Origin of the sequence: Agaribacterium sp. ZY112 (assembly GCF_041346925.1) — a bacterium.
Lineage (GTDB): Bacteria > Pseudomonadota > Gammaproteobacteria > Pseudomonadales > Cellvibrionaceae > Agaribacterium.
This window is the reverse complement of the sequence record NZ_CP166840.1, coordinates 1953592-1977500: the sequence shown is the minus strand read 5'-3', so window position 1 is coordinate 1977500 and position 23909 is coordinate 1953592. Positions and strand designations below refer to the sequence as shown.

The 23909-nt window shown below is 46.1% G+C and carries 25 protein-coding genes (1 of these 25 running past the window's edge); 10 read left to right on the top strand and 15 right to left on the bottom strand.

What is annotated here, in order from left to right; translation table 11 throughout:
* Positions 1 to 206 carry the start of a tyrosine--tRNA ligase gene (gene tyrS, locus AB1S55_RS08675; protein ID WP_370981415.1) on the bottom strand. 1102 nt of this gene lie to the left of the window's left edge, so 206 of the gene's 1308 nt are visible here — the first part of the coding sequence; it begins with the start codon at positions 204 to 206; the stop codon falls past the left edge of the window.
* 201 nt (positions 207 to 407) lie between these two features.
* Between tyrS and AB1S55_RS08670 the strand changes: the two genes are divergently transcribed.
* Complete coding sequence (locus AB1S55_RS08670) at positions 408 to 1772, top strand: peptidoglycan DD-metalloendopeptidase family protein (RefSeq protein ID WP_370981414.1); 1365 nt, start codon at positions 408 to 410, stop codon at positions 1770 to 1772.
* On the top strand, positions 1769 to 2875 hold the full coding sequence (locus AB1S55_RS08665; RefSeq protein ID WP_370981413.1) for an anhydro-N-acetylmuramic acid kinase: 1107 nt from the start codon (positions 1769 to 1771) through the stop codon (positions 2873 to 2875). The genes AB1S55_RS08670 and AB1S55_RS08665 overlap by 4 nt, the downstream gene beginning before the upstream one ends.
* Before the next feature lie 34 nt (positions 2876 to 2909).
* Here AB1S55_RS08665 and rsmI read toward each other — a convergent pair whose 3' ends face one another.
* Positions 2910 to 3755: a 16S rRNA (cytidine(1402)-2'-O)-methyltransferase gene (rsmI, locus tag AB1S55_RS08660; RefSeq protein ID WP_370981412.1), complete on the bottom strand. Its 846-nt coding sequence runs from the start codon at positions 3753 to 3755 to the stop codon at positions 2910 to 2912.
* A gap of 60 nt (positions 3756 to 3815) precedes the next feature.
* Here rsmI and AB1S55_RS08655 point away from each other — a divergent pair, with 60 nt between their 5' ends.
* The 6 genes from AB1S55_RS08655 to AB1S55_RS08630 all read left to right on the top strand — a co-directional run bounded on the left by AB1S55_RS08655 (position 3816) and on the right by AB1S55_RS08630 (position 10200).
* Positions 3816 to 5804 (top strand): penicillin-binding protein activator, encoded by a 1989-nt coding sequence (locus AB1S55_RS08655; protein ID WP_370981411.1) that lies wholly within the window; start codon positions 3816 to 3818, stop codon positions 5802 to 5804.
* A complete protein-coding gene (locus tag AB1S55_RS08650) occupies positions 5791 to 6132 on the top strand; it encodes a YraN family protein (RefSeq protein WP_370981410.1) in 342 nt (113 codons plus the stop codon). Before AB1S55_RS08655 ends, AB1S55_RS08650 begins: the two co-directional genes overlap by 14 nt.
* The gene (locus tag AB1S55_RS08645) at positions 6132 to 6728 is read left to right on the top strand and encodes an SIS domain-containing protein (protein ID WP_370981409.1); all 597 of its coding nucleotides are present in this window, start codon (positions 6132 to 6134) and stop codon (positions 6726 to 6728) included. Before AB1S55_RS08650 ends, AB1S55_RS08645 begins: the two co-directional genes overlap by 1 nt.
* The gene (locus AB1S55_RS08640) at positions 6718 to 7308 is read left to right on the top strand and encodes a BON domain-containing protein (RefSeq protein WP_370981408.1); all 591 of its coding nucleotides are present in this window, start codon (positions 6718 to 6720) and stop codon (positions 7306 to 7308) included. Before AB1S55_RS08645 ends, AB1S55_RS08640 begins: the two co-directional genes overlap by 11 nt.
* A 42-nt stretch (positions 7309 to 7350) precedes the next feature.
* A complete protein-coding gene (locus AB1S55_RS08635; RefSeq protein ID WP_370981407.1) occupies positions 7351 to 7947 on the top strand; it encodes a LemA family protein in 597 nt (198 codons plus the stop codon).
* Positions 7948 to 8100: 153 nt separating this feature from the next.
* Entirely contained in the window at positions 8101 to 10200 is a 2100-nt protein-coding gene (locus AB1S55_RS08630) for a M48 family metallopeptidase (protein WP_370981406.1), read from the top strand.
* 282 nt (positions 10201 to 10482) lie between these two features.
* On the opposite strand, the gene AB1S55_RS08625 is transcribed toward AB1S55_RS08630, so the two are convergent.
* From AB1S55_RS08625 to zapE, 8 genes are all read right to left on the bottom strand, one after another.
* Entirely contained in the window at positions 10483 to 11100 is a 618-nt protein-coding gene (locus AB1S55_RS08625; RefSeq protein ID WP_370981405.1) for a Yip1 family protein, read from the bottom strand.
* A gap of 186 nt (positions 11101 to 11286) precedes the next feature.
* A complete protein-coding gene (locus AB1S55_RS08620) occupies positions 11287 to 11691 on the bottom strand; it encodes a ClpXP protease specificity-enhancing factor (protein WP_370981404.1) in 405 nt (134 codons plus the stop codon).
* A gap of 9 nt (positions 11692 to 11700) precedes the next feature.
* The gene (locus tag AB1S55_RS08615) at positions 11701 to 12354 is read right to left on the bottom strand and encodes a glutathione S-transferase N-terminal domain-containing protein (RefSeq protein WP_370981403.1); all 654 of its coding nucleotides are present in this window, start codon (positions 12352 to 12354) and stop codon (positions 11701 to 11703) included.
* A gap of 70 nt (positions 12355 to 12424) precedes the next feature.
* Entirely contained in the window at positions 12425 to 14665 is a 2241-nt protein-coding gene (locus AB1S55_RS08610) for a ubiquinol-cytochrome c reductase (RefSeq protein ID WP_370981402.1), read from the bottom strand.
* Between the two features lie 2 nt (positions 14666 to 14667).
* A complete protein-coding gene (gene petA, locus AB1S55_RS08605) occupies positions 14668 to 15261 on the bottom strand; it encodes a ubiquinol-cytochrome c reductase iron-sulfur subunit (RefSeq protein ID WP_370981401.1) in 594 nt (197 codons plus the stop codon).
* Positions 15262 to 15731: 470 nt separating this feature from the next.
* Entirely contained in the window at positions 15732 to 16124 is a 393-nt protein-coding gene (gene rpsI / locus AB1S55_RS08600; RefSeq protein WP_370981400.1) for a 30S ribosomal protein S9, read from the bottom strand.
* 13 nt (positions 16125 to 16137) lie between these two features.
* Positions 16138 to 16566, bottom strand: a complete 429-nt coding sequence (rplM, locus tag AB1S55_RS08595; protein WP_370981399.1) for a 50S ribosomal protein L13 — start codon at positions 16564 to 16566, stop codon at positions 16138 to 16140.
* Positions 16567 to 16706: 140 nt separating this feature from the next.
* Complete coding sequence (gene zapE, locus AB1S55_RS08590) at positions 16707 to 17819, bottom strand: cell division protein ZapE (RefSeq protein WP_370981398.1); 1113 nt, start codon at positions 17817 to 17819, stop codon at positions 16707 to 16709.
* A gap of 138 nt (positions 17820 to 17957) precedes the next feature.
* On the opposite strand from zapE, the gene AB1S55_RS08585 reads away from it, so the two are divergent.
* Together AB1S55_RS08585 and AB1S55_RS08580 are read left to right on the top strand one after the other, a co-directional pair.
* On the top strand, positions 17958 to 18431 hold the full coding sequence (locus tag AB1S55_RS08585) for a YhcB family protein (RefSeq protein WP_370981397.1): 474 nt from the start codon (positions 17958 to 17960) through the stop codon (positions 18429 to 18431).
* 11 nt (positions 18432 to 18442) lie between these two features.
* Positions 18443 to 19552: a S1C family serine protease gene (locus tag AB1S55_RS08580; RefSeq protein WP_370981396.1), complete on the top strand. Its 1110-nt coding sequence runs from the start codon at positions 18443 to 18445 to the stop codon at positions 19550 to 19552.
* Positions 19553 to 19599: 47 nt separating this feature from the next.
* Here AB1S55_RS08580 and hisD read toward each other — a convergent pair whose 3' ends face one another.
* The 5 genes from hisD to AB1S55_RS08555 all read right to left on the bottom strand — a co-directional run bounded on the left by hisD (position 19600) and on the right by AB1S55_RS08555 (position 23901).
* Positions 19600 to 20910: a histidinol dehydrogenase gene (gene hisD / locus AB1S55_RS08575; RefSeq protein ID WP_370981395.1), complete on the bottom strand. Its 1311-nt coding sequence runs from the start codon at positions 20908 to 20910 to the stop codon at positions 19600 to 19602.
* A gap of 1 nt (position 20911) precedes the next feature.
* The gene (gene hisG / locus AB1S55_RS08570; protein WP_370981394.1) at positions 20912 to 21565 is read right to left on the bottom strand and encodes an ATP phosphoribosyltransferase; all 654 of its coding nucleotides are present in this window, start codon (positions 21563 to 21565) and stop codon (positions 20912 to 20914) included.
* 14 nt (positions 21566 to 21579) lie between these two features.
* Positions 21580 to 22845 (bottom strand): UDP-N-acetylglucosamine 1-carboxyvinyltransferase, encoded by a 1266-nt coding sequence (murA, locus tag AB1S55_RS08565; RefSeq protein ID WP_370981393.1) that lies wholly within the window; start codon positions 22843 to 22845, stop codon positions 21580 to 21582.
* 9 nt (positions 22846 to 22854) lie between these two features.
* Complete coding sequence (locus tag AB1S55_RS08560) at positions 22855 to 23097, bottom strand: BolA family protein (RefSeq protein WP_370981392.1); 243 nt, start codon at positions 23095 to 23097, stop codon at positions 22855 to 22857.
* Between the two features lie 99 nt (positions 23098 to 23196).
* A complete protein-coding gene (locus AB1S55_RS08555) occupies positions 23197 to 23901 on the bottom strand; it encodes a phospholipid-binding protein MlaC (RefSeq protein WP_370981391.1) in 705 nt (234 codons plus the stop codon).
* Between the last annotated feature and the right edge of the window lie 8 nt (positions 23902 to 23909).

The window sequence follows — 23909 nt, the reverse complement described above, 5'->3', positions numbered from 1 at the left end:
TTATGACCAGCTTGCTGAAAGCGTTTCAAGGTCAACAAAGGAACCAAACTACCAATGTGCAAACTATCTGCAGTGGGATCAAAGCCACAATACAAAGTTCGCCCCTGCCCCGATAGATGCTCTACCAAGGCCTCCTCCGAGGTCATTTGAGCAACCAAGCCACGTGCTTGTAAGTCTTGCAACAATTCTGAGTTCTGCGCCGACATGAATAACAACCCTATTACTACATTTATATGGTAATGCCCCTAAAAATGGGCAAAAGCCGGAACCTTACCTTAACTATTTACAAATACAAGGGCCTCCGAGAGATAGCTATAGCAAGCTCTCAGATAGATGAAAAATGTGCTGAACTTTGATATAACGGGAATCACTGCACATGCTTTACCTATGAGTTATACAAATAAGTTATGGAACTTGTTGAAAAGATAAAGAAAAGTTCGGTAACGGCCTTTATTTCTCGCATACCGAAGTTACACCTTGCGGCAGTGGCCGGCCTTGGTGCAATCCTACTAAGCACACAGCTTTTGAGTAACAACAAGACTCCTGAGCGCCAACGCACCACAATAAGCCTACCAGTTACCGTTAGCAGCCCATCAATTGCGCCCACCATTGCAGAATCAGCTCCGCAAACGAATAGCGCTGCCCAGTGGCGAACAGAAAAACTGAAGATCAGAAACGGGGACACTCTTTCAAGTCTATTTAAGCGAGCAGGCTTAAATGACAGAAAGATGATGAACTTTCTTGCAGCTACCGATGATAAAGCTAGCTTTAATAAGCTCCTGCCAGGTAAGACACTCGAATTTAGCTTGAATAAAGAGGGCGATATAGAACAGCTTAGTTATGTATTAAGCAAACTTGAACGCTACACCTTTAGCAAAGACAACGAACGCTACAGCCTTGAAAAAGAATTACGTGAGCCTGACATTAGAATCGCTGCGCGCACTGGCATTATCAATAGCAGCCTTTATCTAGCAGGCACTGATGCAGGCATGGATGACAAGCTTATTATGGAGCTGGCAGAAATTTATGGCTGGGATATCGATTTTGCCTTAGATATACGTAAAGGCGACAGCTTCCGCATCCTCTATGAAGAACACTTTTTAGACGGGGAAAAACTTCGTAACGGGCCGATATTATCAGCAGAGTTTATCAACCAAGGCCAAGTATTCAGCGCTGTTCGCTATGTACATACAGACGGCCGAAGCCAATACTACACACCAGAAGGCAAAAGCATGCAAAAAGCCTTCTTGCGCGCACCGGTCGATTTTCGTCGTATAAGTAGCAACTTCAACCCCCGCCGACTTCACCCTGTGACTAAAACAGTTAAACCTCACAGAGGTATAGATTACGCAGCTAAAACAGGCACGCCAGTATGGTCAAGCGGTGACGGTAAAGTCATCAAATCAGGCTACAGCAAATACAATGGTAATTACGTTGTGATTCAACACGGCGGTGGAGTACAAACCAAATACTTACACCTTCATAAGCGCAAAGTAAAAACTGGCCAGCGCGTACGCCAAAAACAAGTTATCGGCACAGTTGGCGCTACTGGACGAGTAACCGGCCCCCACCTGCATTATGAGTTCCTTCTTAATGGCGCCCATCGCAACCCTCGCACCATCGTGCAGAAGCTCCCTAAAGCAGAATCGATCTCAACAAAGATCATCGATGATTTTCATCGACAGACTCAACCTTTAGTTGTCCAGCTTGAAGCCGAGACTGCAACCCTGCTTGCGCTAAACAGCAAAGGCTCACAAAACAAGGCCTTATGAGTTCAAGACCTGAACGCTATATCGGCTTAATGAGCGGCACCAGCGTTGACGGAATCGACGCTGCCTTGCTAGAAATAGATAACACCTCGATAAAACTAATTGCTCACCACGAAGCGGTTTTTGACAGTGATCTGCAGCAGCAGATACTCGACTTATTCGAGCCTGCAAACAATGAAATTGACAGGCTTGGGCAAGTTGATATTGCTTTGGCTGAAGCATACGCTCAAGCCGTTAAGAGCCTACTACAGCAAAACCAAATAGAACCTAGCACAATTCGAGCAATCGGCTGCCACGGGCAAACCATTCGTCATCGCCCTAACTTAGATAAAGGCTTCACACTACAAATTGGCGATGCGAACTTACTTGCAACTCAATGCGGCATTGAAGTCGTTGCCGATTTTCGCCGTAAAGATATTGCTCTAGGCGGTGAAGGCGCTCCTCTAAGCCCAGCATTTAATGCCTTTCTTGCCCAAGGGGAAAAGTGTGCCTTCTTAAATATCGGTGGTATTGCCAACATCAGCCTTATCGATACAGAGGTGCAAGGCTGGGACACCGGGCCAGGCAACGGCCTTATTGACGCTTGGTTTCGCAGGCATCATCAACAGCATAAGCAAAGCTATGACAAAAACGGCAGCTGGGCCAAAACAGGACAGTGCTCAGAGCAGCTATTAAAGCTGCTATTACAACACAGCTATTTTTCTAAAAGAGCCCCAAAGAGCACAGGCAAAGAGGAGTTCACCCTCGGCTGGCTTGATAGTATTGTCGAGCAAGAACACCCCATAAGCCCCGAGGATGTTCAGGCCACCTTAGTTGAGCTAAGCGCTATCAGCATTGCCAATGAGCTTAATGAGCAAGCCCAGGGCTTAAAGGTCTATGTATCAGGAGGAGGCATCCACAATAAATACCTCATGCAGCGCCTTAGCAAATACTCTAAAAGCCAATTGTGCTCAAGTGCCGAGCTAGGTATAAACCCGGACTGGATGGAAGCTGCGGCCTTTGCTTGGTTAGCCCAGCGCTTTATAACACGCCAAACAGGAAACATCCCAAGCGTTACCGGTGCCAAACGTAGCGCAGTGCTTGGCAGCCTTTATTTGCCAGACTAAGGCAAGCGGCACTCAGGTAAAAGAAAAGAGAACACTAAGACTTTAATTCGACCGCCCTCTGGTACAAAAGCTTTTTCGGTACCCCACTAAACTGACTGACAAGACTCGCCGCTTTTTTAGGTGGCAACTCATCACACAAAGCCATAAGCATTTGCTCAGTAGGTTCGTCTATCTCGAGAACACACTGTTCTTTCTCCGCAGGACTGATCATTAACACCATTTCACCACGACATTGATTGCCATCAGCCATAAGCGCAGCATGAATATCACCTAAAGTGCCCCCCAAAAAAGTCTCAAATGTTTTAGTCAGCTCTCTAGCAAGTACAGCTTTTCGCTCGCCACCAAGCACCTCAACCGCCTCCTCTATAGAAGCTAACACCCTATGAGGACTCTCAAAACAAACCAACGTATGAGCTGCCGCACCGTGGCGCTCAAAAAACTGTTTTCTAGCATGCGACTTAGCTGGCACAAAACCGACAAAGGCAAAGCTATCAGTAGGCAAGCCCGAGGCACTAAGCGCCGTAATAGGCGCACTGGGGCCTGGCACGGGCACCACGGTTAAGCCCAGCTCACGAGCCTCGCTAACTATACGATAACCTGGGTCATTAATAAGAGGGGTTCCCGCATCCGAAATTAGCGCAATCTTTTCACCCGCAGCCAAACGCTCAATTAGCTGTGCACTTTTCTGCTCACTACTGTGATCATGATAGGCAATGAGCTTTGTATCGATACCAAAATGGTTCATAAGTCGCTTACTGTGACGGGTATCTTCAGCTGCGATCAGATCCACTGACTTCAGGGTATTTAATGCCCTAACCGAGAGATCGTCGAGGTTACCAATAGGAGTCGCGACAATATAGAGGACACCATCTTTACTCATTTGTTATAGTTCCAAGCTAAATACATAGACGTATTGTTTAATAATACAGATACCGTGTGAATGATGTTTTTTAGTTCAAGAATTAAGCTAAACCAAAGTAAAAGCCTAATAGCGGCAACATGTGTTGGCGCAGCCCTACTCCTAGGCAGCTGTGGTTCAACCCCCACCCAGCAAAATGCCAGTGATTTTGAGCTAAGTAGTAACAATATAGACAGCTACTTAGAAGAAGCTTCAACGCTACCTATAACCGAACGCATCATACGGCAATTAAATGCAGCAGAGTTCTTATTTAAGCAAGGCCAGATCGACCGCTGCCACACCTTGCTTGACAGTATCGAGCAAAGCAAGACCAATGAAAATCAATATTTACGACTCACACTTCTAAAAAGTGCCGTTGCCCTAAAAGACGGGGAACCCTATCTTGCCCAACGCTATCTATTTGACGCAAAGCTAGATCAGAATGTCGATACCCAATACTCTGAACTTCGGATCAAGCTACTCGATCAGCGTGCAACACTCATGTTTGATCAAGACAACTATATCCGTGCATTTGAACAGCGCATTGCACTTGGCCTTCTTCTTAAAACCGACGATGAGCGCGCGCAATTAAATCACGACCTACTATGGGAATACCTAGCCGAACTGGATGAAAGCGAACTAACCAGACTAAGCCAAGAAGAAACAAACCAAGTAAAAGCAGGCTGGTATTCACTTGCAGCATTAAGCAAACGTAATGCTGCCAACTATCGCCAACAAATCCAGGAAATTCAGCAATGGCAAATGAACTGGCCTACACACCCGGCTAATCAACTTCTACCGGCTGACTTAATTGTTATTCTGCAACTAGCCGATCAACAAGTTCAGCAGATAGCGGTGCTTCTACCGCTATCTGGAAAGCTTGAAAGTTTAGGCAAGGCCATCCAAGAAGGCCTTTTGGCGGCTTATTATAATGACCTACAAACATCACCACTAACGCCTGAGCTGCGTTTTTTTGATAGTAATACCGATGACATCACTGCCCTCTACGATAAGGCGGTGGCTGAAGGAGCCGAACTCATCATTGGGCCATTAAGTAAAAAACAAATTCTCAGTTTAAGTAATTACCCAGAGCGTAAAGTAACAACGCTCGCCTTAAATACAGCCAGTAAAGAGCCCTTAAAAACAAACGTAAATGAGCAAAGAGAAAACTCATTAGGTGAACGCCCTACAGAGTTCAATCCCGCTCAGAGTGAAACAACAGTAACATCGGATCCCGCAAGCACTGAGCAAGAAGCAGCTAGTACGGCTAGGCTCTACCAGTTCAGCTTGGCCATTGAAGACGAAGCTGAGCAAATTGCAAAACGCGTTTGGCGCGACGGCCACCGACAAGGCTTGATCATTACGCCCAACAATAGCTGGGGGAAACGTGGTGCAGATACCTTCAGCAGCCAATGGCAAGCACTAGATGGCAACATCCTTGGGCAAGAGACGTATAAAGAACAACGCGCCTACTCAAAACTCATTGAGTCTGCTGTTGCTGTCGACCAAAGCAAGGCCAGACACCAGCAAATGCAGCGCCTATTGAAGCAAAAGCTTGAATTTGAGCCTCGTAAGCGTAAAGACATAGACTTTATTTTCTTACTTGCTCGACCAACACAAGCTCGCCAATTATTACCTTTATTGTCTTACCACTACGCCGGTGACATTCCGGTATATGCAAGCAGCCAAGTTTATGAAGGCAAAAGCAGCAAAAAACTCAGCGATTTAAACGGTCTACGCTTCTCTAGCATGCCATGGCTACTCGATAACACTATTAAAGAGCAGCAAGACATAGCACAAAACGGAGCCAACCTTGCAGCCCTTCAACAACTCTATGCCTTAGGGGTCGATGCTTATCACATCTACCCAAGATTGGAGCAATTAAAAAATATTCCTCAGGCTCAATTTTATGGCAGCACGGGTAAATTAAGCATTAACTCGGACTTACGTATTATTCGTCAGCAGAATTTTGGCGAAATTAAAAATGGGCGTGCAATTGAACTAAAAACAGAAACAAATGCCCATCAATAGTAGAGATATAGGCAAGCAGGCCGAGCAACAGGCTCGCCACCACCTTGAACACAAAGGCCTAACGTTTCGAGAGCAGAACTTTTCATGTAAGCATGGTGAAATAGACCTCATCATGCTCGACAAAGACGCTCTAGTTTTTGTCGAAGTCCGCTACCGAAAAAATCATGCTTATGGTGGTGCCGCCGCATCTGTCACCATACAAAAACAAACAAAAGTTCGTCATAGTGCCGAATACTATTTACAAATAAACGAACTCACTACAGCTTGCCGTTTTGATGTCGTGGCCATTAGCGCCAACGACATCGAATGGATTTGCGGAGCTTTTTAATGACAACTGAACGCGTCTACAACCTTTTTCGAGAGAGCATTGAAGCTAAAATGGAGGTTGGCGAGCAACTAGCCGCTCCTCTGAGCCTTGCTGCCGAATATATCAGCGAAGCCTTACTCAACGGCAACAAAATTTTGGCCGCGGGCAACGGCTCTTCCGCTGCACTGGCGCAAATTTTTTGCTCTGCCATGGTTGACCGCTTTGAGCAAGAGCGCCCAAGCCTACCTGCCTTATGGTTAGGTAGCTATATGAACACAGCTATTTCAATGAGTAATGACCAAGGTTTACATGAAGCCTTTTCTAAACCCGTGCGAGCACTGGGGCAGAGTGGCGATATTCTGTTATTACTTAGCTGCAATGGCTTTGCTCGAAACCTTATTCAAGCAATTAGCGCAGCACATGATAGAGGCATGAGAGTAATAGCCTTAACAGGCCGTGACGGCGGTGATGTAAGCTCGTTAATTGCAGCAGAGGACTTAGAGCTTCGAGCAACTATCAACAAACGCTCACATGTTCACGAGGTACACCTGCTCAGCATTCACTGTTTACTTGAACTAATCGACAGCAACCTATTTGGATTAGGTGATGCACAATAAATCAACGTTACAGCTCGTTTATCTAAGCGCCTTACTGAGCGCTTGTATTCTTCTAAGTGGCTGTGTACATATCGCTGACGCTCTTTCTGACGAACCAATTCAGCCAGACCCGACCAAAAGAAGCTTTGGTGAAGCGTGGGATGATAAACAGCTCAGTCGAATTATCCGCGTCAACCTAAATAAAGCCGACCCGCGTTTTGATGACCTGAACGTTAACGTCTACGTTTATAACGGTGTTGTCCTATTAACAGGCGAAGTTGATGATGAAAAGCTTAGAATACAAGCGGCCAATGTAGCCAAAGATGTCTACCGTGTTCGCCAAGTACACAACGAACTACAAGTCGGCCCCCAAAGAGGCTTTGGTTCGCATACCAGCGACTCATGGCTCGATACAAAAATCGAAGCTAAACTGGCAACAAATGGTGATATTGATGCCAGCAGGGTAGAAGTCTATGTAGAAGACGACAACGTCTATCTTATGGGCATGATGAGTAAGGCTCAAGCAGAACGCATTACCGACGTTATACGCTCGACCAAAGGTGTCAAAAAAGTGGTACGAGCGATCGAATACATCGATTAAGTTTGAAAACTATTTTTAATAAAACGAATAAGGATATTAAACATGGGCACTTCAGGCATCATTACACTGATTGTTATTGTTCTTGCGATTATTTACATCGCTGCTATTTACAATCGCTTAGTCGCACTCAGAAATCGCTATCAAAATGGCTTTGCCCAGATCGAGGTTCAATTAAAGCGGCGCTACGATTTAATTCCCAACCTTGTAGAGACGGCTAAAGCTTATTTAAGCCACGAGAAAGAAACTCTAAGCGCCGTCGTAGAAGCAAGAAACGGCGCAGTCAACAGCCTTAAAACGGCCTCCAAGGCACCAGGGGACACATCAGCAATGGATCTCTTGGCCAATGCAGAGCAAACCCTTGGTAATGCCCTTGGAAAATTCAACATGGTGGTTGAAAACTACCCTGAGCTAAAAGCCAGTGAGAATATGCAGCAGCTAAGCGAAGAGCTGACTAGCACCGAAAATAAAGTTGCTTTTGCCCGCCAAGCTTTTAATGATTTTGTTACAGAGTACAACAGCTATCGACAAAGCTTCCCACCAGTACTTTTTGCCGGTGCTTTTGGGCACCGTAAAGACGCAGAGTTATTAGAATTTGCTGATTCTGCGGCCATTCAAGAAGCGCCTAAAGTCTCGTTTTAAGAATTAACTTATCTGCTACATCTATAAACACCCGCCCCATATAGATGTAGCACGGGTATTAGAAATTACTCTTTTAGAACCTTGATAGAAATAGCGTCCCCAACACCATTTCTATCAAGCACATAAAACATCACATCAAAATAGGAGCTGAGTGTGAACTTTTTTCAGCACCAAGATGACGCCAGACGAAAAACCCGCCTTTTAAGCTTATTACTAGCCTGCGCCGTATTAACCTTAATCATTATTACCACATTGTTTCTTGCCGCTTTTCTTTTTTATTTTGATCACTATGGCGGCGGCCTAAGTACAAGCGCTTATCAACAACAAAGCTACGGGCAGTTATTACTATCACTATTACAATCAAAAGCCATTTTATGGTTAAGCTTGGCGGTGGTTCTTGTTATAGCTAGCGGCAGCCTATTTAAATTTATCGAATTGAGACGTGGCGGCAGCTATGTCGCTGAAGCACTTGGTGGACAACTATTACTTCATGAACAAGCCGATAACAAACAAAAACAACTGCTAAACGTTGTTGAAGAAATGGCCTTAGCCTCTGGGGTTGCCGTACCTAGGGTCTATTTATTACACGAACCAAGCATAAACGCCTTTGCCGCCGGGTTTAACAATAGCAACGCTGTTATCGGCATAACCCAAGGCTGTATCGAAGCTCTTAATCGAGACCAGTTACAGGCTGTCATAGCCCATGAGTTTAGTCATATCCAGCATGGCGATATGAAGCTCAACATGCGTATTGTTGCCGTTTTGCATGGAATTATGATGATAGGCCTTGTAGGCGAATTGCTTTTACACAGCAGCAGTCATCGCCGCCATTCATCGTACAGTTACTCAAGCTCAAGAAATCATTCCGACAACAAACTTATGCCCTTAGGCCTAGGTCTCGTAGCTCTAGGCTGGGGCGGCAGCTTTTTTGGCGGTTTAATCAAATCTGCGGTCAGTCGTCAACGTGAATACCTAGCCGACGCATCTGCCGTTCAATTCACTAGAAACCCACTTGGTATTGCCGGCGCCCTGTATCAAATACAAACTCATAGCGGCTCCTCATTACTAAAAGAAAATAAAGCCAGCGAATTTAGTCATTTCTATTTTGCCAACGGTGTTAGCAACTGGAGCAATAAATTATTTGCAAGCCACCCTCCAATTGATGATCGAATAGAGCGTGTTTTCCCTGCAGGTATTGGCATGCTTGAACAAGAACTGGATAAACAAAAAAGAAAAGAGCGTAAAAGCCAAGATACAGACAAAAAAGACGACACGAACAACTCAGCAGTATCAACTGAGCACATTATAGGTGCGGCTATTGGCAGCGCCGTCGGAAATAGCATGCAGAGCCAAACCACACAAACAAGCACTCTTAACACACAAGTCAATAAAATAAAGGCTCATGAAAATAACTCAGGCGAAGAAAACACTTCAAGCAAATCGAGCAGCACAGGAACGCAGGATAATATAGATAAGCCAAACGACCTCAGCGCTTTTGTAGGCGAAACACCTGAGATCAGCCTTGCAGCCAGCCACGAGCTTATCAGCCAATTACCAAAAGCGCTCTATCAAGCCTGTCATAACGCTTTTGAAGCAAGAGCACTATGCTATTTACTCTTAATTCATAAATCTGGAGAACAACGGGAACAACAGCTACAGCAGTTAAAGCAACGAGCCCACCCAAGAACCTTCCAAACACTTAATAAGTTACTGCCACTACAGACAGAGCTTAGCCCTTATCAATACCTGCCACTATTACAACTTTGTTTACCTGCATTACAAAACCAAAGCGCCAAGCAACTCGAGGTGTTTTTTAACAACTGCAAAAGCCTGATTCAGGCCGATAGAAAAGTCGATCTTTATGAGTGGTGTTTTTATTGTATTATCCATAATGCGCTAGGAGCTCAGAATAAGCACAATTCGAATCAAAGTCTTGATAAATTACATAATGAGATAAGCGGCTTATTAGCTTTAGTCGCCCACTTAAACCCAAAACCGGAATTAGCCTATCAAAAAGGAATAAGTACTCTTTGGCCCGAGAAACAAGCGGCAAAGGCCAAACAACCAGAACTAAAAATACTTAAAAACCTGTGCCTTAAACTGCCACAATTAAAGCCTTTGCAAAAACCTCTACTGCTAAAGGCTCTTCATGCTGCGATGCTAACAGATGGTAAGCTAAGCAGTGATGAATACACCCTATTACGAACCTTTGGCATTATTCTCGACTGCCCACTGCCAATGCACACGGAATGATAGACCGGTATCGATCGACACTAGTTATTATTTAATGATTCAGCTTTCAAGAAAACTCAATAAAAGGGAGCAAGCACTACTGCAGCCAGAAAAAACTACAATGCATTTAAACTAGCGGCCTAGCAGCACATAAAAGAAGCTCTGGGCTTTACTCATATTTTGGGTAGGGCAGCCTAAGCAAGTACCTTAAAGATTCTTAGGCTCACTAAAAATAAACCACAAACTAAGAGTCAAATATGAGCGGTAATGGTAAACAGCACATCCTTTGATGTAATACGTATATCAGTCTATAAATACCGGCCCTGTACCCATGCTCCAAACAAGCACTGTGGCAATCATTGTCGAAACCATAAGCACTAAACCAACAGTAATGACTGAAGAGGAATACATAAAGGCCCGCTCTTTATCAATTTTCATCAAGATCGGCATACCTTCATAGATAAGATAAACAGTGTAAGCACCCGCAACACAAAGGCTGGCAACAATTAACCACAACTGCGGGTAGATATTAAAAATTCCGGCTAAAAACATAGGCGTACTTACATAAACGGCCATAGCCCCGCTTTCATCATGACGTCTCTGCTTATCATCTTGTACGCCATAGGTTCGCGCCATCCAATTTATAAATTCGCCAAATAGATACACACCTATTAACAAACCTACATAAGCTAAAGCACAAAAAGCCAAAGCACTCTCTGCTGCAAGTAAAACAGGGGCACCATCACCAATAGTCCAGCCAACTTTCGTCACACCAATATAGGCAGAAACACAGGGAATTAAAGCTAAAAACGGGATATGACCAAAAAACACCGATTGAAAGCTACTTTGCTCTTGACGGATAGACTCCCACTCGGAATCGGGATGCAAGAAAATACCAAGGGTGTGATTCAAAATAGCCATTAGAGTACCTATATCTTAAGTAGCATCGCTTTAATTTGGCGCAAGATTCATTGCCGCATTTTAACTATATGAGGCTTTGTTCAAAGCGCAAGTAAGCAGGCCAAGAAAGAAGGTTAGGCTACAGGACTTATGACTAGAACTTATAAAAGAGGGGAAGGGGAAATAGGCCCGAAACAGGCCTATTTATCACTTAACTAAACGTAGGCCCGGCTTTTTAGCTGGCGCAGGTACAGGTTTGCTAGGCTTGGGCGGCTCAGGTTCCGGCTCTGCCTCTAAGTCAAACATCATGCCCCGGCCATTTTCACGTGCGTAAATACCCAATACCGCATAGCACGGTACTGAAATATCATGTGACACACCTGAAAAACGCGCACTAAAGGAAACGAAGTCATTCTCCAAGCTTAAGTGCTGAACAGCACCTGGAGCAATATTCAACACAATTTCGCCGTTTTTATTAACGTACTGCTGCGGCACCATAACTCCATCTTTGTGTGCATCTACCACAACATGAGGGGTACAGTCATTGTCGACTATCCACTCATATAGCGCGCGCAGCATATAAGGCTTGCTAGAGCTCATGGTGTCAGTCATTGTTATTCCTTAAGCTTTAACGCTGTAATAGCCGTGGCGCATCTCGAGTTCAGCTTCGCTGAGACTCTCCTTGAATGACTCACGCTCAAACAAACGGTCCATATACTCAAGTAATGCAGCCGTCTGACGAGTACGAGCAATGGTGATACCAAAAGCTTCCAAACGCCATAAAATCGGCGCCAAGCAAGTATCAACCAATGAGAACTCTTCACTCATAAAGAAAGGCTTTTCTGCAAAAATTGGAGCAATAGTCGTCAAACTATCTTTTAGCTCTTTGGCAGCTGCGGCAACAGCTTCTTTATTTTTACCCGCAGTGATGGTTTTCACCAAAGGACACCAGTCATTCTCAATACGGTACATAAACTGGCGGCTCTCAGCACGCGCTACAGGATAAACCGGCAACAATGGCGGATGAGGAAAACGCTCGTCTAAATACTCCATCATTACGTGAGTTTCATACAAAGCCAACTCACGATCAAGAAGCACCGGCAAGGTGCCATAAGGGTTGCTCTCTTGCACTTCCTCAGGGAGGTTAGCTGGATCAACTTCAACAATATCTGCAGTAACGCCTTTTTCAGCTAATACTATACGAACACGATGGCTGTAGTGATCACTGCCATCCGAAAAGTAAGTCATGGATGAACGCTTGGTTACAACTGCCATTACTAAACCTCTATAAATTTAATCAAGTTAAACCCGACCTTAAGGTCGGGTTTGAATCAGACCGCAGAACTTAATGGATATCTTTCCAATACTCGCGGTTCAGAAGAACAACAAAAATCATCAATACAAATAGGAAAAGGAAAACGTAGATTCCAATTGTAGGGCGGCTCATTGCAGCCGGCTCAGACAAGTAAGTCAGGAAGTTCACAAGGTCATAGATTGCGGCATCGTACTGCGCCTTATCCATCTTACCTTTAACATCACTAACCTCCAAAGAACCACACTCGACCAGTACCGGCTCCCCAAGCGCATCGCGCTCAACTTTACCGTGACTGTCACGATGAGGGCCAGGCGCACAGCGAGGCAGGCCTTGAAGCTCCATCAATACGTGAGGCATACCAACATTGGCAAACACCTTGTTGTTTACACCCGTTGGGCGACTCTCGTCCGCGTAGAAGTTACGTAAGAAGGTATAAAGCCAGTCAGTTGAGCGAGCACGGGCAACCAAAGTTAAATCTGGAGGAGTTGCACCAAACCACTTCTTACTCTTCTCCGGAGCCATAGAAATGTGCATCAACTCACCGATCTTTTGATCACCAAAAACTAGGTTATCCAACATAAGCTGATGAGGAATATCTAAGTCATCAGCAACACGCTCAAAGCGACTGAAGTTGGCGCTGTGACAGCCCATACAGAAGTTAGTAAACAACTGTGCACCGCGCTGCAAACTCTCTTTGTCATCCAAATCAGCTTCAAAGTGATCACAAGGAATAGAACCACAACCACCGCCACCGGCGGCCACAGCTTTCAACGGAACAATAGCAAGCAACAAGAAACCAACAAAACCGATCCAAACAAGTAACTTGCTCAAACCTTTCATCTGTACACGCTCTGGTACAGGCTTCTCAGCATCACGCTCAGCCAACCAAGGCAGAGCAATAGTTAAAACACCCAAGCCCAGGCCATAAATTGTCAAGAGAATATTAACCGACTCACCGCCAGCCATAGCGCCGCGTACACCCAAACCAGAGAGCAAGGTCATATATAAAATCATCAGACCCAGAACAATTGAAAGCCCCATGCCAAGCTTGCTCTTGCTACCTGCGCTGGTCCATACCGGCATAGTAAAGAAGAACACAAAGTAGAACACCGTGGTGATCTGGCTTAACAAAGTCTTATCGTTTGAAGGTGAGTCGAGACCAAGCTTGCCCAAGATAACAAAGGTCGAAGCAAACAAGATCAGCATCAATTTAGGCAACCAGCCTTTGTAGCGAACACTTTTTGCTTTGCTCTTGTCCAACCAAGGAAGGAAGAACAAGACAACAATCGCCGCGCCCATAGCAATAAAACCAAGTAACTTAGAGGTAAACACACCACCTAAGTCGACAGTTACCGCACGCAAAATCGCGTAGAACGGGGTGAAGTACCATACAGGGGCAATGTGTTCAGGCGTCTTTAAGTTATTTGCCGCTTCGAAGTTTGCAAACTCAAGGAAGTAACCGTTCATTTCTGGCGCAAAGAAAACAATACCAAGGAAAACAAATAAGAAGGCAGTTACACCAACCAAGTCATGAACAGTGTAATAAGGGTGGAAAGGCACACCGTCTAGAGGAATACCGTTTTCATCTTTATTCTTCTTAATCTCAACACCGTCAGGGTTGTTAGAACCAACTTCATGCAAAGCTAGGATGTGCATAACCACAAGGCCAAGCAAGGCGATTGGCAAAGCAACGACATGTAAGGCAAAGAAGCGGTTTAGTGTTGCTTCAGAGATCAAGTAATCACCGCGGATCCACTCAACCAAGGCATCACCAACCCAAGGAATCGCACCAAAGAGGTTTACAATAACCTGAGCGCCCCAGTAGCTCATTTGGCCCCAAGGTAATACATAACCCAAGAAGGCTTCAGCCATAAGGATCAGGTAGATAAACATACCAAAGATCCACACCAACTCGCGTGGTGCACGATAAGAACCGTACATCAAACCACGGAACATATGCAGGTAAACCACAATAAAGAATGCCGATGCCCCCGTACTGTGTAGGTAGCGAATGATCCAGCCATAAGGTACATCACGCATAATGTACTCAACTGAAGCAAAAGCATCAGCGGCCGTCGGAGCGTAGTGCATAGTCAACCAAATACCGGTCAATAACTGGTTGACCAGTACCAAGATGGAAAGCACACCAAAAAAGTACCAAAAGTTAAAATTCTTGGGCGCGTAATACTTGCCCATGTGCGTATCCCAAGCACGCTGCACAGGAAGACGCTCGTCGACCCAATTCCACAGCCCAGTAAGCAAATTACCCATGACTAAGCCTCCTGATCCAAGCCGATGATCATGACATCATCGCTTACATATTTATAAGGGGGAACTTCGAGGTTGATAGGTGCAGGCACGCCCTGCAACACACGACCAGCGAGATCAAATTTAGAACCGTGACAACGGCAGAAGAAACCACCTAACCACTCAGCACCACCTAAATCTTCGGCTCCTACTTCTGGACGATAAGTTGGCGCACAGCCAAGATGAGTACAAAGACCAAGTAGCACAAGGTACTCTTCTTTGATGGAGCGATACTCATTTTGAGCATAAGCAGGCTGGGTCGACTTTTCAGACATTGGGTCGCGTAAACGAGACTCAATTTTAGTTAGATTTGCCAATGCTTCTGGGGTACGACGCACCACATAAACAGGCTTACCACGCCACTCTACCGTGACCATTTCGCCGGGAGCCAACTTACTAATATTGATTTCGACCGGAGCACCAGCAGCTTTCGCCCTTGCGCTAGGGTTCCATGAACCCACAAAAGGCACTGCGGCACCAATAGCGCCAACGGCACCAACAGCCGACGTCATCACAGTAAGCACTCTGCGACGGCTGTTATTTACACCATCATTACTCACGAGGTAGATCTCCCCTATTTTTTTGTAAATATCTTTTGCAATCCGAACTTCCCGCCGGACCGCGCTTAAGAAGACTATAGCCCCGAGAACCGAAGCCATACTTGAGCGTTTATGAAACTACGTATTGTTTTTATAGGCGCAGCCACCCAAATTTGGCCGCTATATTATAGTTTTTCCCTAAATAACACAAGGAATTAGATAAAACCCACAAGAACCAAGCCGTGCAGAGATTGTAAGCACTAACAAACAAACCAAGAAAGCATCAATAAAAATACAGAAAAGCAATTTTCAAATACAAGCCTCAGGAAAACGCCAAAAACCCTGGGTGAGCACCCACAAAAGTGCGTCAAAGAGATAGGCAAGCCGCAAGCTATAGACCGCATTTTCACCTATCAAATCACTCACACCTAAAGACAACAGGCATAAAAAAACCCAGCATATAGCTGGGTTTTTTTGAAGCACAAAACGAATTAACGCTTTGAGAACTGAGGCTTCTTACGTGCTTTACGCAAGCCAACCTTCTTACGCTCAACTTCACGACTGTCACGAGTCACATAACCCGCTTCACGAAGAGTTGGACGAAGCGCTTCATCATATGCCATAAGTGCACGCGTTAAACCGTGACGAATAGCACCGGCTTGACCGAAGCTACCACCGCCTTTAACCGTTACTTTAACGTCAAAGCCTTCACTGTGATCAGTCGCTTCAAGCGGCTGACGCACGATCATACGAGCAACTTCACGACCGAAGTATTCATCAACAGGCTTACCGTTAACAACGATAGCGCCAGTTCCTTTCGTGATAAAAACACGAGCGGTCGAAGTTTTACGACGACCAGTTCCGTAATAAGTTTCTGCAGCCATTGTTTAGCGCCCCTTATATATTCAATTCTTGTGGCTGTTGAGCAGCATGAGGATGCTGATCACCGGCATAGACTTTAAGCTTTTTGAACATCGCACGACCAAGAGGGCCACGCGGCAACATGCCTTTAACAGCATTTTGCAGAGCACGCTCAGGCGCTTTGTCGATCAACTTTTCAAAGCTAATTTCTTTAATACCGCCAATGTAACCTGTGTGACGGTAGTAAATTTTGTTCTTAGCCTTGTTGCCAGTAACGGCCACTTTCTCACAGTTAGTTACAACGATGTAATCGCCGCAATCTACATGAGGAGTGAATTCAGGTTTATGCTTTCCACGCAGTCGATGTGCGATTTCCGCAGCAAGACGACCCAATGTCTTGCCGGTAGCATCAACAACGAACCAGTCTTGTTTGACTGTTTGAGGGTTGGCACTAATAGTCTTCATGTTATGTTGCCCTACGGATGGTACCAATAAATAACGCGGGTCCAAATTAGACCCTAATTCAAGGAGCGCGGATTCTACTGACTAAGTGATCAGAATTCAAGCAGATTTTACACATCCCCTACAATTCAATAAATACACACCTAGCCCTTATGCGGCAGAGCCAAATACTCCTCACTTTGCATCTCTTGCAGGCGGCTTTGAGTACGCTCAAACTCAAAACTCAAACGCCCCTCCAAGTACAGCTCCAGAAAGGGGGCCTCAGCACTTATAATGAGTTTTACGTTACGATCATAAAATTCGTCAACTAAATAGATAAAGCGACGCGCCTGATCATCATTCCTTTCATTAAAACAAGGCACGGCCGATAACAGCACCGTATGATATTCACGCGCCAACTCAATATAGTCATTTTGGGAACGAGGCCCGTCACACAGGGCATAAAAGTCAAACCAAGCAACGCCATCCCCCTCTAAACGAACCTGTAGCTCTCGCCCCTCAACCTCAAGCAAAGAATTAACATTCACATGCTCATCAGCCGGAACAAGTGCATGAAAGCAACGATCTAGCGCCTTGTCGGTTTCATCAGTTAAAGGACTGTAGTACAGCTCGCTCTGCTTTAAGGCTCTCAAACGATAATCTGTGCCACCATCCACATTAACAACATCTGTATGCTGCTCTAACAAGGCAATCGCAGGTAAGAATCTGGCACGCTGCAAGCCATTTTCATACAAGCCACGAGGAACGATGTTTGAAGTAGCCACCAAAGTGACACCACGCCTGAACAAGCCATCAAGTAAATTAGCTAAGATCATCGCATCCGTGATGTCGACAACAAAAAACTCATCAAAGCAAATAACCCGATACTGCTTAGCGAACTTCTCGGCGACCAGTTCAAGCGGGTCACTGCAGTCCTTTAACTGCTTGAGCTCCATATGCACAGAACGCATAAATCGGTGGAAGTGCGTACGCAGCTTCTGCTCAAACGGCAGCGCATCAAAAAACAAATCCATAAGGTAGGTCTTGCCTCGACCAACCCCCCCCCAAAAGTACAAGCCTTTTTCAGGCTGTCGCTTCGGCTCTATAAATTTGGCCAATAACTTTTCAGCTAGACTTAAAGGCTGAGACTGCACTGCAACTAATCGAGTACAGAGCCCATCCAACAAAAACACTGCGCGCTCTTGCGCTGCATCGCGTTCAAAGTTGTGATGTTCAATGTCATATTGGTAGCGCTGCAAAGGACTCGAATTGCCCATGTTTTAACCTTTTCATAGCTTACTTAGGAGCTTGGGCGCGCAATTTAGCAAATTTTACCGCTGCGTCCATATAAAACGGCCGAATTTATGTATCATACATATACAGCCGTTTCTTTTATTTGCCCACGGAGGCTTAGAGTGTTCTCGTTAGAAGTATTAATTATGGTCAGCGCTATTGTCTTTTGCCTTGGCGGCTTACTTGGCGCCATCATCAGCCGCAGCATATTCCCACCAGAGCAGCAAAAGCAGCTTGAAGAGAACCTAAACAACAGCCGCAAGGAGCTAGACCAATACCAGCGCGATGTTGCTCAGCACTTTGCCGAGACAGCTCAACTTGTTAACAACCTTACCCAGAGCTACAAAAGCGTACACGATCACTTAGCCACAGGCGCCCTGCAGCTGACCAATGCCGAAATAACCCAAAGCATGCTAAGTGCCGGCGATGAGAGCCTTGGCTTAGATACCCCAGAGCAACTGGAAGAACAACACATTGAACCACCTCGAGACTGGGCCCCAAAGCCAGCCGGCCAAACAGGCACTTTAAGTGAAGAATACGGTCTAGAGCAATTTGAAAACGAGATACCAAAAGCCACTAGCGTACGCACAAGCTAGCAGGGCAACTTATGAGCAGACTCATTAGCTTATACCGCTTTGTCGCCGGCCCTATCCTTGCGGGCCTCGCCATGGCTGGACTTCTGAGTTTGCTGTACCCGCAGTACTTCAAATCCACAAATGACAGCAGCGCCAGCCCTCAAGCTTGGACCTATGCTGACGCCGTCGCTAAGGCCGCCCCCTCAGTTGTTAACATCTACACGCTGCGCTCAACCCCAACCAACAACGAACGCTACAACCCCGTCACAGGCCGCTTTGATAATGGCAAACAGCGCCGCATAACACCAAGTACAGGCTCAGGCGTTATTGTCAGTAAAGATGGTTATATCGTTACCGCTGCCCATGTCATTGAGTGGGCTCATAAAATTCGCGTAGCCTTACAGGATGGCCGCGAAGCAATTCCACAAATTGTTGGCGTCAGTGAGGATGACGACGTTGCCGTATTAAAAATCGACCTTCAACACTTGCAGGCCATTGAAATTGCCTCGTCTGATGAAACTCGTATCGGCGACATTGTCTTAGCCATTGGCAATCCATTTGGCGTAGGCCAAACCGTGACCCAAGGCATCGTCAGTGCGACCCGCCGCAAAGGTCTAAACATCGCTCGCTTTGAAAACTTTATTCAAACCGATGCAGCCATCAACCCAGGTAACAGCGGAGGCGCTCTAGTAGACGCCAAAGGTCGTTTATTGGGTATCAACATCAGTGACTTACGGCATACCACTCTCGGTGATGCCAGCGGCATTGGTTTTGCTATTCCTGTAGACAGGGCCGTCAAAACCGTTACCGACCTCGTTGAGCACGGTAAAGTTGTACGTGGCTGGATAGGTGTTGGCGCGCTGAATATCACCCCTAAGATTATCAACGATTACGGCCTGCAGGTCGAAAACGGCGTATTGATTACCGACACCTATCAAGGAGGCCCTGCTGATATCGCCGGGCTTATCCCTGGAGACGTCGTGGTGAGTTTTAATGAACACAGCATCGACAGCATTGCCGATGCCATTCAAGAGTTTGCAGATCTACGCCCTGGCGACACCGCCTCACTAGGCATAGTCAGAGGAAAACAAACCAAGCTTATTAATGTTACGCTCGGTCGCGCACCAGAGAAGGCCAAATAAGCCCCGTCTTAGCGCCAATAAAAAGCCCGCTAACGCGGGCTTCGGACTCACTCTTTAATTCTGTATTCCGCTGACCTAGCGTGAGCCTCAAGAGACTCTGAGCGCGCCAAGGTCGATGCTATTTTACCCAGGTCTGAGGCCCCCTGCTCTGAGCAAAAGATAATCGACGAACGCTTTACATAGTCATAGACGCCCAACGGGGAAGAAAAACGTGCAGTACCCGAAGTAGGCAAGACATGATTAGGACCGGCACAATAATCACCCAAGGCTTCAGAGCTGTGACGCCCCATAAAGATAGCCCCCGCATGACGAATCTGACCCAACCAAGCTTCGGGGTCTTCCACACTTAACTCTAAATGCTCAGGAGCGATTCTATTGACAAGATGCATCGCCTGCTCAAGATCGGCAACCTGAATTAAGGCACCTCGGTCACGTAAAGATTGTGCTGCAACATCACTGCGATCAAGGGTCGGCAATAACTTGGCAATCGAGGCCTCAACCTCAGCCAAGAAAGCTGCATCAGAGGAAATAAGAATGGCCTGCGCAAGCTCATCGTGTTCGGCCTGAGAAAATAGATCCATCGCAATCCAATCAGGATCTGTATGACCATCACACACAACAAGAATCTCAGAAGGTCCTGCGATCATGTCAATATCAACAACACCAAAAACTTCACGCTTAGCCGTGGCAACATAAATATTGCCAGGCCCAACAATCTTATCAACAGCTGGCACCGTTTTGGTCCCATAAGCAAGCGCCGCAACCGCCTGAGCCCCACCAATGCAAATGACCTTATCAACGCCGGCAACTTTAGCCGCAGCCAAAACAACATCATTAACCCTACCATCAGGCGTAGGGCTAACCATCACAACCTCAGGAACTCCCGCAACCTTAGCCGGAATAGCCGCCATCAACACCGATGAAGGGTAGGCCGCTTTACCACCAGGCACATATAAACCAACGCGATCAAGAGCAGTCACCTTTTGACCTAGGACGGTGCCATCGGCTTCGGTGTAGCGCCAGCTTTCTGTACGCTGATGCTCATGGTAAGCACGCACACGTTCAGCCGACAGTTCAAGCGCACGGTACTGCTCTTGAGGAATGCGTGCCGCTGCAGCATCTATTGCAGCAGCATCTAAAACCAACTGGTCAGCACTGCACAAGCTCTGACGATCAAAGCGATTGGTATACTCAAGCAAGGCCTCATCACCGCGCTTTCTTACATCAGTAATCACCTGCTTAACCGTTGCCAACACTCCCTCTTCTTGCTCCTCTTCCCAGGCAAGCAGTTGATCTAAAGCGGAATTGAACCCCTCTTCTTCAGCATTTAAACGACGCACTAATTGACTCACACTCACCTCAGGCCTTTTCTAGCTCAGCTTCACGCTCACGAACAACACCCGCTACCGCGTCAATAAATGCTTCAATTTTTTGGTGCTTCATCTTAAGGGAGGCCTTGTTAACAATTAGACGAGAGCTAATAGTGGCAATTTCTTCACGGGGCTCAAGGCCATTGGCAACCAAGGTATTGCCCGTATCAACGATATCGACAATTTCATCGGCCAAATCCATCAAGGGAGCTAATTCCATCGCACCGTAAAGCTTGATTATATCAACCTGCTGGCCCTTTTCTGCGTAATACTGCTTGGCAAGGCTAACGTACTTGGTAGCCACTTTCATACGCCCAACTGGCGTACTTTTACCCACCATACCCGCAGTCATCAGACGGCAACGACTGATACGCAAATCTAAAGGCTCATAAAAACCTTTGCCGCCGTGCTCAAGCAAGGTGTCTTTTCCTGCTACGCCAATATCGGCAGCGCCAAATTCGACATAAGTCGGCACATCCGAACCACGCAATATAAGCAGGCGCACATCAGGAGAGCTTGTCTCAAAAGTCAATTTACGACTTTTACTGATGTCCTCTAAAGGTTCGATTCCGGCCGCCGCAAGCAGAGGTAAAGTTTCTTTCAATATACGCCCTTTGGTAAGAGCAATAGTCAGAGCTGACATAGTAATAATCTCTATTAGCCGGCTACTCGGCGAATCTTTGCGCCAAGCTGCTGCATTTTTTCTTCAATACATTCATAACCGCGGTCGATATGATAAATACGATCAACCAAGGTTTCCCCCTCAGCCAGCAAACCCGCAATCACTAAGCTCGCTGAGGCTCGTAAATCACTCGCCATCACAGGGGCTGCTTTTAATTTTTCCACCCCCTCAACCAACGCAGTATTTCCTTCTAGAGCAATATTAGCGCCCATACGATTCAGCTCGTGCACCTGAATCAAACGATTTTCAAAAATCGTTTCAGTAATTGTCGAAGCCCCATCAGCCACAGCATTCATAGCCATAAACTGGCTTTGCATATCCGTTGGAAAAGCCGGGTGAGGCGCCGTTCTTAGACTCACCGCTTTTGGCTTCTTACCATGCATATCAAGGCTAATATAATCGTCACCAATATCGATAGCAGCGCCCGTTTCTCGCAGCTTAATCAGCACGGCTTCCATACTTTCTGCATCAGTGCCTTTAAGCTTGATCGAGCCTCGAGTAGCAGCCGCAGCCACCAAATAAGTACCAGCCTCAATACGATCGGGCATAACGGAGTACGTGCAACCAGACAAAGACTCAACACCTTCAATCTCAAGCCGATCACTGCCAATGCCTTTAATTTTGGCGCCCATGGCAACCAAACAATTAGACAGGTCGACAATTTCAGGCTCTTTAGCCGCGTTATCTAAGATGGTTGTGCCTTTTGCCAGCACCGCAGCCATAAGTAGATTTTCCGTACCACCAACAGTGACTTTATCCATCAAGAAGTGAGCACCACGCAAACCACCCTCTGGGGCACGAGCACGAATATAGCCACCATCGATTTCAATACTTGCCCCCATCGCCTCTAAACCACGCAGATGAATATCAACAGGACGACTACCGATGGCACAACCACCAGGAAAGCTAACATCGGCCTTGCCAAAGCGAGCCAATAAAGGCCCCAACACCAAAATGGAAGCCCTCATGGTTTTAACTAACTCATAAGGCGCTTCATATTCAGTAATGTCGCTGGCATCGACCTCAACATTCATTTTTTCATCAATAGTGATATCCACTCCCATGCAGCGCAGCAACGCAAGCATCGTAGTAACATCATTAAGGTGAGGGAGGTTACTTAGACTCGTTGGTGTAGTTGCCAATAAAGTCGCAGCCAAAATAGGCAAAGCGGCATTCTTAGAGCCAGAAACCCAAATTTCACCGCTGAGCTGAGCGCCCCCAGTGATTAACAATTTATCCATGAAAAGGCCTTAAGCGCTTTGCGCTTGCCACTCTGCCGGAGTGAAGGTTTTCATATGCACAGCGTGAATGGCACCACTTGCAATAACATCTTGTAGACCAGCATAGACGAGCTGCTGCTTTTTAACGGCGTTTAAACCTTCAAAAGCAGTACTAACAACATTGAGCGCGACGTGTGAACCGTCTATTTGAACATCAACGGTACTATCAGGGAGTGACGCTTCGATAAGCGCCTTAATTTCTTCAACTTGCATGCGGGGCCTTTTACAATAGTTACGACGGCAAATCCGACCATTCTAATAAAAAACCCCATCTTGCGCATTCGTTTTGACAAGCGAATGCAAAAGCCACCATTACTTAGCCTCTTGGCCCCAACTATTGATCGCCAAGCCCAGATCGTTATCGGCATCTTTTACAGCCTGATTGAACTGAGAGCGAAAGGTCTTGCCAAGGTTAACGCCATCTAAAGTCACATTTCGCAACATCCAAACAGAGTCTACATTGCGCATGGTATAAACAATCTTGCTGGAGCCGCTGTCGGTTTTTACACTTTGAACAACGTACTGGGTCTTATCAGACTTTTCCGAAGGGCGGGAGCTTTCGATCGAGATATCTAAATCAGCAAAGTTAGCCATACCCTTACCGTAAGTTTCTACAAGGCTATTGGTAAACACTTCAACAAATTGCTTCTGCTGCTCTTCGGTAGCCGACAGCCAATACTTCTTGCCCATCACGTTTTTAGCAATGCTTTCAAAATCAACCGAAGACTCAAGCTCAGACCTTACAAGCGCAAAATACTGATCAGGCGAGCTTTTTAGAAGCTCGGTATTGTTTTTTGCAACACTTAACAATTTGCTAGTTACCGACTCCACCACCTCTGCAGGGCTCGGCTCTGGCGCTAGCTCATTGGCAAAAACCGAGACCGACAGCCAACAACACAGCAAAACTAAAATATGGTGTAAACGTTGCACAAAAAAATCCTCTAATAACATTCGAACGACACTAAGAGCGCCGCCCTTCATATAAGTTCCGCCAGCATTGTAACGCTTGCGGCACACGAATAAAG

Excerpts from the sequence above, each read along its gene's own strand:
- AB1S55_RS08670 (WP_370981414.1), top strand. The coding sequence starts at position 408 with ATGGAACTTGTTGAAAAGATAAAGAAAAGTTCGGTAACGGCCTTTATT.
- AB1S55_RS08665 (WP_370981413.1), top strand. The coding sequence starts at position 1,769 with ATGAGTTCAAGACCTGAACGCTATATCGGCTTAATGAGCGGCACCAGC.
- rsmI (WP_370981412.1), bottom strand. The coding sequence starts at position 3,755 with ATGAGTAAAGATGGTGTCCTCTATATTGTCGCGACTCCTATTGGTAAC.
- AB1S55_RS08655 (WP_370981411.1), top strand. The coding sequence starts at position 3,816 with ATGATGTTTTTTAGTTCAAGAATTAAGCTAAACCAAAGTAAAAGCCTA.
- AB1S55_RS08650 (WP_370981410.1), top strand. The coding sequence starts at position 5,791 with ATGCCCATCAATAGTAGAGATATAGGCAAGCAGGCCGAGCAACAGGCT.
- AB1S55_RS08645 (WP_370981409.1), top strand. The coding sequence starts at position 6,132 with ATGACAACTGAACGCGTCTACAACCTTTTTCGAGAGAGCATTGAAGCT.
- AB1S55_RS08640 (WP_370981408.1), top strand. The coding sequence starts at position 6,718 with ATGCACAATAAATCAACGTTACAGCTCGTTTATCTAAGCGCCTTACTG.
- AB1S55_RS08635 (WP_370981407.1), top strand. The coding sequence starts at position 7,351 with ATGGGCACTTCAGGCATCATTACACTGATTGTTATTGTTCTTGCGATT.
- AB1S55_RS08625 (WP_370981405.1), bottom strand. The coding sequence starts at position 11,100 with ATGGCTATTTTGAATCACACCCTTGGTATTTTCTTGCATCCCGATTCC.
- AB1S55_RS08620 (WP_370981404.1), bottom strand. The coding sequence starts at position 11,691 with ATGACTGACACCATGAGCTCTAGCAAGCCTTATATGCTGCGCGCGCTA.
- AB1S55_RS08615 (WP_370981403.1), bottom strand. The coding sequence starts at position 12,354 with ATGGCAGTTGTAACCAAGCGTTCATCCATGACTTACTTTTCGGATGGC.
- AB1S55_RS08610 (WP_370981402.1), bottom strand. The coding sequence starts at position 14,665 with ATGGGTAATTTGCTTACTGGGCTGTGGAATTGGGTCGACGAGCGTCTT.
- rpsI (WP_370981400.1), bottom strand. The coding sequence starts at position 16,124 with ATGGCTGCAGAAACTTATTACGGAACTGGTCGTCGTAAAACTTCGACC.
- rplM (WP_370981399.1), bottom strand. The coding sequence starts at position 16,566 with ATGAAGACTATTAGTGCCAACCCTCAAACAGTCAAACAAGACTGGTTC.
- zapE (WP_370981398.1), bottom strand. The coding sequence starts at position 17,819 with ATGGGCAATTCGAGTCCTTTGCAGCGCTACCAATATGACATTGAACAT.
- AB1S55_RS08580 (WP_370981396.1), top strand. The coding sequence starts at position 18,443 with ATGAGCAGACTCATTAGCTTATACCGCTTTGTCGCCGGCCCTATCCTT.
- hisG (WP_370981394.1), bottom strand. The coding sequence starts at position 21,565 with ATGTCAGCTCTGACTATTGCTCTTACCAAAGGGCGTATATTGAAAGAA.
- murA (WP_370981393.1), bottom strand. The coding sequence starts at position 22,845 with ATGGATAAATTGTTAATCACTGGGGGCGCTCAGCTCAGCGGTGAAATT.
- AB1S55_RS08560 (WP_370981392.1), bottom strand. The coding sequence starts at position 23,097 with ATGCAAGTTGAAGAAATTAAGGCGCTTATCGAAGCGTCACTCCCTGAT.